Here is a 12,523-nt window from a genome sequence, read left to right on the forward strand (position 1 = left end):
GCCCGTCGGAAATCGGCCGCCGTGACGACGGAAGCAACGCCCGGAGCCGGGCCCGCTTGCTAGAGTCCCTGCCCATGTCGATCCCTGACGACCTGCTCCGTGACATCGCCGCCATGGTCGAGTCGGAGCAGACCAATCAGATGTCCCTGACGGTCGTCGTGAACGGCGCCGTCATCACCGGCCGCCTCGCCCCCGAACGCGTCTGGCGCCAGCGGGTGGCGGAGGTCCTGCGGGACTCCGACCAGCTGGGGCCGTTCGCCGAGGTGTTCAGCTCCGCCGGAACCACGGCCGGTCATCCCGCCGACCCGCCCTCACACCTGCACTTCCACGTGGCACGCATCCTCCAGGGCCCGGTGGGCATCCCCGAGACCGGCGGGATGTACCGGATCGCCCTGGGCGACGTCAGCGCCTGGACCGTCGGGGACTTCAGCTACTCCGACAAATAAGCCGCCGCCCCGGCCCCCGCCCGCATCGCACAATGTCCGCATGCGGATCTCGATGCTGGGGGCCCTGGACGTACGGGGCGAGGACGGAAGCGGCGTCGCAGTCGCAGGGGCGCGACTGCGGGCACTGCTGATCCTGCTGGCGCTCGAACCGGGCCGCGTGGTCGCCTCCGAACTGCTGATCGACGGGATCTGGGCGGAGGAACCGCCGGCGGGCGCCGCGAACGCCCTGCAGGCGCTGGTGTCCCGGCTGCGCCGGGCCCTGCCCGGCGCAGCCATCGAGTCGCATCCGGCCGGATACCGCCTCGTCGTCGAGCCCGACGCGGTGGACGTGGTCCGCTTCGAGCGGCTCGCCTCCGAGGGCCGCGGGGCGCTGGCCCGGGACCCGGAGGCCGCCGCCCGGATGCTGCGCGAGGCCCTGGGGCTGTGGCGCGGTCCCGCCCTGCTCGACGTCGCGGGCTCCGACTTCTTCCGGGCGCCGGTGACCCGGCTGTCGGAACTGCGCACGGCGGTCCTGGAGGACCGGATCGAGGCGGACCTGCGCGTGGGGCGCGGCCGGGAGCTGACCGCCGAGCTGACCTCCCTCGTCGCCGAAAACCCCCTGCGCGAAAGGCTCGTCGGCGCGCTGATGCGGGCGCTCGTCGCGGCCGGACGGCCCGCCGAGGCGCTCACCGCGTACGCGGCCGCCCGCGGGGCCCTCGCCGAGGAGCTCGGCGTCGATCCGTCACCGGAGCTGTCAGCCCTGCACACCGCTGTCCTGCGCGGGGAAGTCCCCGCCGGCGCAGCACCGGCGCCGACGGCCGCGGCCGAACCCCCTTCGCCCGCAGCGCCGTCGGCGCCGACCGCGCCGGTCCCGCCCACCAATCTGCGCTCCGGACTGGCCAGTTTCGTCGGACGCGACGACGATCTCGCCCACGTCGCCTCCCTCGTAGGGGCGTTCCGGCTGACGACGCTCACCGGCCCGGGCGGCGCCGGCAAGACCCGGCTGGCCGTGCAGAGCGCCCGGCCGCTCCTCGACCGGTTCCCCGACGGTGTCTGGCTGGTGGAACTCGCGCCGCTGGGCGCGGAGGCCGACGTGGTGCCGGCCGTCCTGAACGCGCTCGCCCTGCGCGAGCCCGGGGCGGCGGGCGACCCGCTGGACCGGCTCGCCGCCGCGCTGCGCACCCGTACGGCCCTGCTCGTGCTGGACAACTGCGAGCACCTGATCGAGGCCGCCGCGTCCCTGGCCGACCGGCTGCTCGGCGAGTGCCCCGGGCTGCGGATCCTCGCGACCAGCCGGGAGCCCCTCGGCCTGACCGGCGAGGCGCTGTGGCCGGTCCACCCGCTGGCGCTGCCGCCCCAGGGCGCCGATGCGGCGCAGGCCATGTCCTACGCCGCGGTCCGGCTGCTGAACGACCGTGCGGTCGCGGCGCGTTCCGGCTTCGCCGTCACCGAGGAGACGGCCGCGGCGGTCACCCGGATCTGCCGGGCCCTGGACGGGATGCCGCTGGCCATCGAACTGGCCGCGGCCCGGCTGCGCACGATGAGCGCCGAGCAGCTCGCGGCCCGGCTCGACGACCGGTTCCGGCTGCTGACGAGCGGCGCGCGGTCGGCTCCGCGCCAGCACCGCACGCTGCGGGCGGTGGTCGACTGGAGCTGGGAGCTGCTGACCGGGCCGGAACGGGCGCTGCTGCGGCGGCTCGCCGCCTTCCCCGGCGGCGCCACCGTGGAGGCGGCCGAGGGGGTGTGCGTCGGCGGCCCGGTCGAGGCGTACGACGTGCTCGGCCTCGTCACGTCGCTGGCCGACAAGTCCCTGCTGGTGACCGACGGCGACGGGCGCTACCGGATGCTGGAGACGATCCGGGCGTACGGCCTGGACAAGCTCGCGGAGGCCGGCGAGGAGCGGGCCGTCCGCCGCGCGCACGCCGCGTACTTCACCGAGCTGGCCCGGGCCGCGGACCCGTACCTGCGCCGGTCCGAACAGCTGGAATGGCTCGCACGGCTCACAGCGGAGCACGACAACCTGTCCGCGGCGCTGCGCGGCGCGATAGCGGCGGGCGAGGCGCGGCCCGCCGTACGGCTGGTGGCGGCGGCCGGTTGGTACTGGTGGCTGAGCGGGCACAAGGCGGACGGCGCCCAGCTGGCGGCGCAGGCGCTGGCACTGCCGGACCGGGCGGGGGACGGCCCCGACCCCGCGGACCCCGACGGCGCGGACCCCGACGGCGCCGAGGACGCACAGGGCCGGTACGAGGAGTCCCGCGCCGTCGCGTGCGCGCTGGCCGTGCTCTTCGCGACGGCCGGACTGGGCGACGACCGGCAGACCGCGAAGCTGCTGCGCGAGGGGGTGCGGCTCGCCGGGCGGACGGAGAGCCGGCATCCGGTGGTCCGCTTCCTGGACCCGCTGGACCGGATCCTGCGCAGTGCGGCCGCGGGCGAGGCCCCGCCGGCGGACGCCTGGGAGGGTGCCCAGTCCGACGAGGACCCCTGGGTACGGGCACAGGGCCTGCTGGAGGGGGCCAAGACCCTGCTCGGGGCCGGCGGCCGTCCCGAGCGGGCGGAAACCGCGATCGCGGCGGCCCTGGCGGGCTTCCGCGGGCTCGGGGAGCGCTGGGGGACCTCCTTCGCGCTGACGCTGCTGGCCGACCTGGTGGCCCGGCGCGGCGATCACACCGCGGCGATCGGCCACTACGAGGAGGCCGTCGCGGTCCTCGGCGAGCTCGGGGCCGTCGAGGACCGGCTGTACGCCTGGGTACGGCAGGCCCAGCTGCGCCAGCTGGCCGGGGACCCGGCGGGCGGCGCCGCGACGATGGAGCGGGCGCAGCGGGCCGCGGCGGCGGCCGGATGGCCGGAGGCACTGGCCATGGTGGCGCATGGCAGGGCCGACCTGGCGCGCTGGAACGGCGAGCCGGACCTGGCCCGGTCGGAACTGGCACGGGCCCGGGAGGCGATCCGCGAGGTCGCCGTGCACCCGGTCTTCCGGGCGGTGGTCCTCGACTCGCTCGGGTACCTGGACGCGGCGGAGGTCGGGCCGGCGGCCGCCCGCGCGCACCGGGCCGAGGCGCTCGACCTGGCCCTGGCCGCCGGGCACGCCCCCACCCTCGCCCAGGTGCTGGTCGGCGTCGCGGACCAGGCGCTGCGGCTGGACCGGCCCCGGGAGGCGGCGCGGCTGCTGGCGGCGGCCCTGGCCGTGCGCGGCGGCCCCGACCACTCGCGGGCGGACGCCGCCCGGGTGGAGGACGCGGCGCGCGCCGCCCTCGGTGACGCGTACGCGAAGCACGGGGACCGCACGGGGCCCGGGGACCCCGCCGGGGCTGCCCCGGAGGCCGTACGGGAGCTCGCGCGGGGCGTCCTGGTCGGCTGATCCCGCGGCCGCGGGTTCCGCTTCCGGCAGGCGGTCGCGGGGCCGGCGCGCGCCGCGGGAGGCGCGGGGCGGCCCGCGCCGTGTCCACATCCTGGACGACTACTCTCGTTTCATGAACGCAGAAGCCGACGCCCTCACGACCGTGAAAGACGCTGACCGGAAGCACGTCTTCCACTCCTGGTCGGCGCAGGAGCTCATCGACCCCCTCGCCGTCGCCGGCGCCGAGGGGTCGTACTTCTGGGACTACCAGGGCAACCGCTACCTCGACTTCTCGAGCGCCCTGGTCTACACGAACATCGGCTACCAGCACCCCAAGGTCACCGCGGCCATCCAGGAGCAGGCGGCCAGGCTCTGCACCGTCGCGCCCGGCTTCGCCGTCGACGTGCGTTCCGAGGCGGCCCGGCTGATCGCCGAGCGCACCCCGGGCGACCTCGACAAGATCTTCTTCACCAACGCCGGGGCCGAGGCGGTGGAGAACGCCGTCCGCATGGCCCGGCTGCACACCGGGCGGCCCAAGGTCCTGTCCGCGTACCGCTCGTACCACGGCGCCACCTCCACCGCGATCAACCTGACCGGTGACGCCCGCCGGTTCGGCAACGACTCCGCGACCGCCGGCGTCGTGCACTTCTGGGGGCCCTTCGCCTACCGCTCGCCCTTCTACGCGACGACGGAGGCCGAGGAGTGCGAGCGGGCCCTGCGCCACCTGGAGGACACCATCGTCTTCGAGGGCCCGCAGTCCATCGCCGCGATCATCCTGGAGACCGTCGGCGGCGCCCCCGGCGTGCTCGTGCACCCCGACGGCTACCTGGCCGGGGTCCGAGCACTCTGCGACCGCTACGGCATCGTCTTCGTCCTCGACGAGATCATGGTCGGCTTCGGGCGCACCGGTACATGGTTCGCCTCCGAGCACTGGCACGTCACCCCCGACCTGATCTGCTTCGCCAAGGGCGTCACCAGCGGCTACGTACCGCTCGGCGGTGTGGCCATCTCGGCTGCCATCGCCGAGACCTTCGCCCGCCGGCCCTACCCGGGCGGGCTGACGTACTCCGGGCACGTGCTGGCCTGCGCGGCCGCCGTCGCCACGATCAACGTCATGGAGGAGGAGGGCGTCGTCGACCAGTCCGCGCGCACCGGCTCCGAGCTCCTCGGGCCCGGCCTGCGCGCGCTCGCCGAACGCCACCCCTCGGTCGGGGAGGTCCGCGGCCTCGGCACGTTCTGGGCCCTCGAACTCGTCCGCAGCAAGGAGACGCGCGAGCCGCTGGTCCCGTACAACGCGGCCGGGGCGGACAACGCACCGATGGCGGAGTTCGGGGCCGCCTGCAGGAAGGGCGGGCTCTGGCCGCTGATCGCGGGCAACCGGATCCACGTCGCCCCGGCCTGCAACATCGCGCCGCAGGATGTCGCGAAGGGGCTGCGGATCCTGGACGAGGCTCTGACGGTGGCCGACGCACACACTGTCTGACCTGCGGATCTGTGGGGTCGCCCAATCCGCTGGTGCCGGTGTTCGGAGGATCCGTGCGGTGGCTGACCCGCCGTGCGCATGCTGCAATCCGTGCAGGCCGCGAACGCAAAACAGGCCAAGCACCTACGGACCGGGATGCACGTCAGTCCCGGGGCGGCCCCCTCGGGGCCGAACGGCGGGGAGCGGGACGACCGCTGGACGCCGGGCGTACGGGATCCAGAAGTACGGACTCCGTGTTCCCGAGTACCCGAAGGAAGACAGCATGAGCAAGCACGTCCTGGCCCAGAACCAGTACGGCAAGGCCGAGAACCGCATCGTGAAGGTGACCCGCAAGGGCAACGACGGTTCCTGGCACGAGATCCGCGACCTCAACGTCTCGGTCGCGCTCCGCGGTGAGTTCCGCGACGTCCACCTCACCGGCGACAACGCCAACTGCCTGCCGACCGACACCACCAAGAACACGGTGTACGCCTTCGGCAAGGAGCACGGCATCGAGTCGCCGGAGGCCTTCGGCATCCTGCTCGCCAAGCACTTCGTCTCCTCGCAGGCGCCGATCCGCGAGGCCCAGATCCGTATCGAGGAATTCGCCTGGGAGCGCATCCCGGTCCCGACGCGCAAGGAGCAGCACTCCTTCGCCCTCAAGGGCCAGGAGGTGCGCACCGCGCAGATCACCTACAGCGAGACGACGGGCCTGCAGGTCATCTCGGGCCTGAAGGACCTGACGGTGATGAACTCGACGAACTCCGAGTTCCACGGCTACATCAAGGACAAGTACACGACGCTCAAGGAGGCGTACGACCGCATCCTGGCGACCAAGGTCACCGCGCGCTGGGCGCACTCGGCGCTCGCCGCCGACGACCCCGGGTACGACTGGGACCAGGCGTACAAGAAGGTCCGCAAGAACATGCTGGAGGCCTTCGCGGAGACGTACTCGTACTCGCTGCAGCAGACCCTGAACCAGATGGCCGAGCGGGTGCTCGACAACTGCCCCAGGGTCAACGAGGTGCGGCTCAACCTCCCCAACAAGCACCACTTCCTCGTCGACCTGGAGCCGTTCGGCCTCAAGAACGACAACGAGGTCTACTTCGCGGCGGACCGCATGTACGGCCTGATCGAGGGCACCATCCACCGTGACGGCGTGCAGCCGGTGATCGCGACGTCCGACTGGATCGTGGCGTAGCGGGCCCGCGCCCGTCGTGAGCCGGGCCCGGACCGCGTCGCGGGGTCCGGGCCCGGCCCCGTTACGTCCCGGGCAGCTCGTCCTGCGGCCGGCCGACGAGGAGGTTCCAGCGCCCGGCCCGTCCGGTCAGGGTGGTGACCCACTCCGGCCGCACGTCGAGCCGCCAGAAGGCCGCCGCCGGGAGCTCCAGGGCATGCACCACGGCCGCCCGTACGACGGCCTGGTCGACCTCCGCCCGGTGCGTGCCGGGGGCCAGTGCGGCCAGCTCCGCCCCGACGCGGGCGATCAGCGCGTCCACGGACTCCCCGCCCGGGGGTGCGTACCCGGGGTCCGTCAGCCAGGCGCGCAGGGCCTCCGGGGCTTCGGCCGCCACCTCGTCCAGGGTGCGTCCCGCCCACTCCCCGGTGTCCTGACCGCGCAGGCCCTCGTAGCCGGGACAGGGCCGTGCGTGACCGAAACGGCCCTGTCGGGCCGCTGCGTCCAATGGGGGGCGCACGAGGTGAACACGCACCGACTGACTCTTCATAAGGGGAGCGTAAGCGCGGTACCGTCACGAACGAGACAAGTCCACGACGACGGTACGACGGAAGATCCGGTGAGAATCCGGCACGGTCGCGCCACTGTGAATCCTCCCGGAGGGGGAGGCAAGTCAGACCCGCCACCGTCGTCGAGCGCACCACTGACCGGGACGCGTGTTCCCTCTGGAGGTTCTGCAATGGCCAACTCCGCCGTGCCCACGACGAACGCCCCCGCCATCGCCCCCATCTCGCTCTCCGCACTCGCCCCGTGGGCGGTGTTCGTCGGCGTCCTGATGCTGGTCCTGCTCTACTTCGTCGGCGCCGAGCAGGGCGCCACCGCCGTCTTCGAGGGCGAGACCATCCACGAGTGGCTGCACGACGGCCGCCACCTGCTCGGGTTCCCCTGCCACTGACCCGCTTCCCCTGCCACCGACCGCCCCTCGGCAAGGGATCCGTCCCAGCAAGGGAACCGAACCATGAACTCCGCATCCCCCCGCGCCCTGCTCGTCCGGGGCATGCTCGCCGGCCTGCTGGCCGGCGTGGCCGCCTTCCTCGTCGCGTACCTCCTCGGTGAGTCCAAGGTGGACGCGGCCATCGCCATCGAAGAGGCCGCCGCCGGGGCCGGACACGACCACGGCGGAGAGGCCCCGGTCAGCCGGACCCTCCAGGCCACGGCGGGTCTCGGCACCGGCGTCGTGCTCTACGGCGTCGCGCTCGGCGGCATCGCCGCGCTCGTCCACTGCTTCGCACTCGGCCGCATCGGCCGCTTCGGTCCGCGGGCCACGGCCGCGCTGGCCACCGCGGGCCTGTTCGTCACCGTGACCCTGGTGCCCTTCTTCAAGTACCCCGCCAACCCGCCGGCCGTCGGCGACCCCGACACGGCGGCCCGGCGGACCGCCCTCTACCTCCTGATGATCGTCCTCAGCGCGCTGCTGGCCGCCGGCGCGGTGATCCTCGGGCGGCGGCTCGCGCCGAAGCTCGGCCACTGGAACGCGTCGGTCACCGCCGGTACGGCCTTCGTCGTACTCATCGGAATCTCATACGCGGTCCTGCCCGGCATCAACGAGGTCCCGGCCGGCTTCCCGGCCGCTCTGATCTGGGACTTCCGCCTCGCGTCCCTGGCCATCCAGACCACCTTGTGGACGACTTTCGGCCTGGCCTTCGGTTTTCTAGCCGAACGGGCCCTTGTGCCCGCCCCCGCACCCAAGGAGGCTGTGCAGCCGACGAGTTGACGATGAAAGGCCGATAGTCCATGGCGACGGCGATCAGGGAATGGCGGGGCTGGACGGGTGCCGCACCCTTCTGGCTGAATTCCTTCCTGCTGCTCCTGGCTCCCTGCTGCGCCGTGACGCTGTTCGGCCAGATCGGCATCATCGCCGCCCTGGCCGCGCTCGGCGGCCTGGCCCGCCACCTCTGGTACGGCGACTACGGCCATCCGGCCATGCACCTGGCCGCCGCGCTCATGGGGGCGGGCACGGCGGCCGTCGTCCTGTGACCCCGCCGGCCGGGGTCACCGGGCAGCACTGACCCCTCACCCGTTCGGGCGTACCCGCGCCGACCCCGGCAGCCGGTGCGCCCAACCGGTGCGAGCTGCGAAGACTCCCCGATCGTGCGAAGACACGCCCGTGACTCCATGTCAGTCCCTCGTGTTTCACGGTGTGCCGATGGGCAGAGGAAGTGTCCACTGCTCACATGACCCGGCCGCACGAGCCGGACAGGAGGGAATCCCATGCCCCGCGCCAAGTGGGTCGTCGCCTCTCTGACGGTGGCTCTGCTGACCACCACCGTCGTGGTGTTGCAGCGGACCGAGGGTGCCGCGCCCGCAGCCGCGACCACCGACGACGCACTGCCCTCGCGGGCGCTGGGCCTGTCCGGCCACCGCCGCCTCGTACGGGAACTGGAGCAGTCCGGCGCGGGCCGGCCCGGGGCGGCGACCCGGCCGCGCAGGGTCGCCGCCGGACCGCTGAGGACCGTATCCGGACCCCTGCGGGCGGCCCGGCCACTGCGGTTGCGCATCCCCGCCCTGGACGTCGACGTGCCGGTCGGCGGTGAGGGCGAGGAGGCGTCCTGGGACTCCGCGGGGCCGGCGCCCGGCTCCGCCGGCACCGCCGTGGTCACCGGAACCGGGCTCCGGCTGGGGGAGTTGCGCCGGGGCAGGACCGTCGAGATCCTGCGCACGGACCGCCGTACGGCCGTGTTCACGGTCGTACGGGTCTCGCCCGGCAGGGCGTCCGGGCGGGAGGAGCCGCCCGGACGCGCCCAACTGCGGGTGATCGACGGGGAGACCGCCGTGCTGGCCCGGCTGACCGGACACCGCAGCACCAGTTGACATCTGGCGGACTGTCAGCCGAGGGGAGTGTCTTCGTCCCCCGGTCGGGGGCTTATCGAGGTCCGTCCGGGAGTCTTCCGGCGTGGCGGGGCACACCCCTCGCATGACCTGGAGGCGACACGCACGCACGGCACTGACGAGGGCGCTCACCGCGGCCTGCGTCGTGCTGCTGTGTGTGTTCGGTGCCGGTCCGGCCGGTGCGGCCGCGGCGGAGTACCGCCCTGCGTCCTCGGCCCCCGTGGAGCCCTCGGCCCCCGGCGAGCCCGCCGAGCCCACGGAGGGCCAGTCCGATCCCGCGGCCGATCCCGAGGCACGCGCGGCCGTACGGTCGTCCGCGCGCGGGCCGGTCTGCGCGCAGCGGGCCCCGCGCGCGGTGTTTCACGTGAAACAGGGCGATGCCCCGGGGCGCGGACCGCGCACGGAGGCGGCCGAACCGGCCCTGTCCCTGCGGACGGTGCGGAGCGTGGTGCTGCGCTGCTGAGCGGACCGAGTCCCCAGCGCACCCCCCACACCCCCCTGAGCACCGTGAGGTTCCGCCATGCCCATCGATCCGTACGCCGCACTGAACGCCATGCTCCGCGCCGAGGTCTCCCGCTTCGCGCCGCCCGTCCGCCAGTCCGAGCCGATCGCCCCGCCGAAGACCCCGGCACCGTCCGTAGAGGACGAGAGTGAACCGCAGCAGGCCATGGCCGCGCAGACGGCCGTGGCCTCCCGGACGGTCGGTGCGAGGACGGCGGCCGGCGACTCGGCCGCCTAGCGATCGCGCGCGGAGATGGAGGGGCGCCGGCTCCCCCGCCCTCGACCGCGGGCGGGGGAGCCGGCGCCCCTGTGAAAGCCGGGCGGGCGGTCCTGCTCAGTCCTCGTGCGTGTAGTAGCGGTAGAAGGCGGTGGCGCCGACGCCCACGGCGACCGCCAGGCCTATCACCACGGACGTGAGGATGGACTCGTCGGTGAGGCTGTGCAGGTAGCCCACCGCGATGCCGCCGAAGGCTCCGTACGCGGCGGCGTGGAGTTCGCGCATCATCCGCGGGCCGACCCTGGCCAGGCCGAACATGATCCCCGCGAAGATCACGCCGCAGAGGATGCCGTAGAAGACGTTGGCCGCGGTGACCGGGCCCTCCTGGCGTTCGATGAACGCGCACCAGACCCCGTAGACCAGTCCGAGGAGCAGCGGCCTCACGTAGGCGCCCTTGCTCAGGTGGGTCATGTCCGCCATCTGCCGGTGCTGCCTGGGGGCAGCGGGTGCCGCATGTGCCATGACGGGCTCCTCTCTCCCATCCTCCAGGGCACACCCGCCGCCTCCGACCGGCAAGTGGATCAGCGGTCAGGGCGTGCGCACCGCCACGGCATCGATCTCGAAGAGCATGCCGGGCAGGGCAAGGGAGGCGACCCCGATGAGGGTCTGGGCGGGGAGCTCGGTGCCCCAGGTGGCGTGCAGGTGCTTCAGGAGCACCTCCAGCTTCTTCTGGTCGTGGCCGACGATGTAGGTGCCGATGCGGACCACGTCGGCGGGGCCGAGGCCGGCCGCGGCGAGGGCGGTGCGGAGGTTGGCGAAGGCTCGTTCCACCTGGTCGGCGAAGTCGTCGGAGACGACGTGGCCGCTTTCGTCGGAGCCGTACTGGCCGGCTATGAAGACCTGTTCGCCGGGGGCGGAGACGATGTGGCTGTAGCCGTAGCCGGTCGGGGTGTGGAGTCCTGCCGGGTTGATGATGCTGCGCGTCATGCCGAGCTCCCTGTTTCCGTGTCCGTGCGTGCGTGCGGTGCCTGCTGCTACTGCGCGGCGAGCCAGGCGCGGAGCCGCCGCGGGGCCTCCGGGGCCTGGCGTTCGGCCTGCTGTCGGATCTCGTCGAGGTTCTGGGCCGCCAGCGCCTTGCGCCAGGCCAGTTCGGCCCGGGTCATGGCGTGCGCGATGGCGCAGTCGGCGCCGGCCGCGCCGTCGGGCGCGGGTTCGCCAGCCCCGGGCCCCTGCCTGCGGATCTCCGCGCACCGGAAGGCCTCCTCGGGCCCCTCGACGGCGGCGACCACGTCCATGAGCGAGACGGCGGCGAGCGGTCGGGCCAGCCGGAAGCCGCCGCGCGGCCCGGGGCTGGAGCTGAGGATGCCCGCCCGGGCCAGGGCCTGCAGCTGCTTGTTGAGGTAGGCCGCCGGCAGGTCGTGCCAGGCGGCGAGCCGCGCCGCCGAGACCGCACGGTCCGGTCCGCTCCAGGCCAGGTTGACGCAGCTGTGCAGCGCCCACTCGACGCCCTCGCTCATCTTCATAATCTGGATATTAGATATCCAGGATAAGGAAGGCAAGGATCCCACGCCGTCGGGCGGCCCACCACCCGCCCGCAGCAACACCGCTCGCGCCCCGGACCGTCCGCGTTTTCCCTGGTGACGTGCGCACCATCCTGTCGGCGGTACTCATCGTGCTCGTGGCCCTCCTCGTGCCCGCGAGCGCCGTCGCGTACTGGGCCGACCGCGATCTGGGCAACGCGGACCGCTACACCGCGGCCATGTCCCCCCTCGCCGAAGACCCCGCCGTGCAGGAGGTCGTCGTCACCCACACCGCCCGCGCCCTCACCGGGCAGATCGACGCGGGCCCCTTCCAGGCCGGGGTCGACGCCCTGCTCGGCGAGGCCCTGCACTCCTTCGCCGACACCCCCGCCTACCGCACGGCCTGGGACGCGGCCAACCGCGCCGCCCACGCCGCCTTCCTCCACGCGCTCACCACCGGCCGCGGCAACGCCGTCACCATCGACCTCGCGCCCGTCGTCGCCCAGATCAAGAGCGAACTCGTCGCCGACCAGGTGCCCTTCGCGGACCGCATCCCCGTGACACGGCTGTCCGTGGAGGTCATGGAGTACGACAACCTCGGCGCCCTCCGGAAGGGATTCCGCATGCTCCAGATCGCCGGCGTCTGGCTGCCCGCACTGACCGTGGTCCTGGCCGTGTCGGCCGTCGCGGTCGCCGTCCGACGGCGCCGCGCCGTCATCGCCACCGGGCTGGGACTGGCGGTCGGGGCCGGCCTGCTGTGGCTCACGGTGGAGGTGTGCCGCCGCCTCACCCTGGACGATCTGCCCGCCGACATCGACCGCGCGGCGGCCGGCGCTGTGTACGACGCCCTCACCGCGTTCCTGCGGACCACCGCCTGGGTCGTACTGCTCATCGGGCTCGCGGCGGCTCTCACCGCCTGGGTGATGGGACGACTGCGCCGCACCCCATAAGCTCGGAAGGTACAACACGCGCAGAACGGCGCAGAAGAGCCCAGA

At 73.5% G+C, this 12,523-nt stretch carries 15 protein-coding genes; 11 read left to right on the forward strand and 4 right to left on the reverse strand.

Annotated elements, in window-relative coordinates; all coding sequences use genetic code 11:
* The first annotated feature begins 74 nt into the window (after positions 1 to 74).
* The 4 genes from E6U81_RS12595 to pucL all read left to right on the forward strand — a co-directional run bounded on the left by E6U81_RS12595 (position 75) and on the right by pucL (position 6,425).
* Positions 75 to 446, forward strand: a complete 372-nt coding sequence (locus E6U81_RS12595; protein ID WP_031155755.1) for a hypothetical protein — start codon at positions 75 to 77, stop codon at positions 444 to 446.
* Positions 447 to 486: 40 nt separating this feature from the next.
* Positions 487 to 3,783, forward strand: a complete 3,297-nt coding sequence (locus E6U81_RS12600; RefSeq protein ID WP_136230186.1) for a BTAD domain-containing putative transcriptional regulator — start codon at positions 487 to 489, stop codon at positions 3,781 to 3,783.
* Between the two features lie 112 nt (positions 3,784 to 3,895).
* Positions 3,896 to 5,245, forward strand: coding sequence for an aspartate aminotransferase family protein (locus tag E6U81_RS12605; protein WP_136230187.1), 1,350 nt, complete (start codon positions 3,896 to 3,898; stop codon positions 5,243 to 5,245).
* 262 nt (positions 5,246 to 5,507) lie between these two features.
* Positions 5,508 to 6,425 carry a factor-independent urate hydroxylase gene (gene pucL / locus E6U81_RS12610; protein ID WP_136230188.1) on the forward strand — a complete coding sequence of 306 codons (918 nt, stop codon included), beginning with the start codon at positions 5,508 to 5,510 and terminating at the stop codon, positions 6,423 to 6,425.
* Between the two features lie 61 nt (positions 6,426 to 6,486).
* Here the strand turns inward: pucL and E6U81_RS12615 are convergent, their stop codons facing one another.
* Positions 6,487 to 6,951, reverse strand: a complete 465-nt coding sequence (locus E6U81_RS12615) for a histidine phosphatase family protein (RefSeq protein WP_136230189.1) — start codon at positions 6,949 to 6,951, stop codon at positions 6,487 to 6,489.
* A gap of 189 nt (positions 6,952 to 7,140) precedes the next feature.
* Here E6U81_RS12615 and E6U81_RS12620 point away from each other — a divergent pair, with 189 nt between their 5' ends.
* The 6 genes from E6U81_RS12620 to E6U81_RS12645 all read left to right on the forward strand — a co-directional run bounded on the left by E6U81_RS12620 (position 7,141) and on the right by E6U81_RS12645 (position 10,029).
* Positions 7,141 to 7,356, forward strand: a complete 216-nt coding sequence (locus tag E6U81_RS12620) for a CbtB-domain containing protein (RefSeq protein ID WP_031156410.1) — start codon at positions 7,141 to 7,143, stop codon at positions 7,354 to 7,356.
* 63 nt (positions 7,357 to 7,419) lie between these two features.
* Positions 7,420 to 8,175 (forward strand): CbtA family protein, encoded by a 756-nt coding sequence (locus E6U81_RS12625; RefSeq protein WP_136230190.1) that lies wholly within the window; start codon positions 7,420 to 7,422, stop codon positions 8,173 to 8,175.
* Between the two features lie 20 nt (positions 8,176 to 8,195).
* Positions 8,196 to 8,438 carry a hypothetical protein gene (locus E6U81_RS12630; protein WP_030838987.1) on the forward strand — a complete coding sequence of 81 codons (243 nt, stop codon included), beginning with the start codon at positions 8,196 to 8,198 and terminating at the stop codon, positions 8,436 to 8,438.
* A 234-nt stretch (positions 8,439 to 8,672) separates the two neighbouring features.
* Entirely contained in the window at positions 8,673 to 9,272 is a 600-nt protein-coding gene (locus E6U81_RS12635; RefSeq protein ID WP_136230191.1) for a class F sortase, read from the forward strand.
* Positions 9,273 to 9,375: 103 nt separating this feature from the next.
* The gene (locus E6U81_RS12640; RefSeq protein ID WP_136230192.1) at positions 9,376 to 9,753 is read left to right on the forward strand and encodes a hypothetical protein; all 378 of its coding nucleotides are present in this window, start codon (positions 9,376 to 9,378) and stop codon (positions 9,751 to 9,753) included.
* A 57-nt stretch (positions 9,754 to 9,810) separates the two neighbouring features.
* Positions 9,811 to 10,029: a hypothetical protein gene (locus E6U81_RS12645; RefSeq protein WP_136230193.1), complete on the forward strand. Its 219-nt coding sequence runs from the start codon at positions 9,811 to 9,813 to the stop codon at positions 10,027 to 10,029.
* A 96-nt stretch (positions 10,030 to 10,125) separates the two neighbouring features.
* Here E6U81_RS12645 and E6U81_RS12650 read toward each other — a convergent pair whose 3' ends face one another.
* The 3 genes from E6U81_RS12650 to E6U81_RS12660 all read right to left on the reverse strand — a co-directional run bounded on the left by E6U81_RS12650 (position 10,126) and on the right by E6U81_RS12660 (position 11,525).
* Positions 10,126 to 10,530, reverse strand: a complete 405-nt coding sequence (locus tag E6U81_RS12650) for a hypothetical protein (RefSeq protein WP_136230194.1) — start codon at positions 10,528 to 10,530, stop codon at positions 10,126 to 10,128.
* 66 nt (positions 10,531 to 10,596) lie between these two features.
* Entirely contained in the window at positions 10,597 to 10,995 is a 399-nt protein-coding gene (locus E6U81_RS12655) for a Rid family hydrolase (protein WP_136230195.1), read from the reverse strand.
* Positions 10,996 to 11,042: 47 nt separating this feature from the next.
* Entirely contained in the window at positions 11,043 to 11,525 is a 483-nt protein-coding gene (locus tag E6U81_RS12660) for an Rrf2 family transcriptional regulator (RefSeq protein ID WP_136230396.1), read from the reverse strand.
* Positions 11,526 to 11,650: 125 nt separating this feature from the next.
* Here E6U81_RS12660 and E6U81_RS12665 point away from each other — a divergent pair, with 125 nt between their 5' ends.
* Positions 11,651 to 12,478: a hypothetical protein gene (locus E6U81_RS12665; protein WP_136230196.1), complete on the forward strand. Its 828-nt coding sequence runs from the start codon at positions 11,651 to 11,653 to the stop codon at positions 12,476 to 12,478.
* The last annotated feature ends 45 nt before the right edge of the window (positions 12,479 to 12,523 follow it).

The sequence above is a fragment of the Streptomyces sp. A0592 genome (genome assembly GCF_004795115.1).
In the GTDB taxonomy this organism is placed as follows: domain Bacteria; phylum Actinomycetota; class Actinomycetes; order Streptomycetales; family Streptomycetaceae; genus Streptomyces; species Streptomyces erythrochromogenes.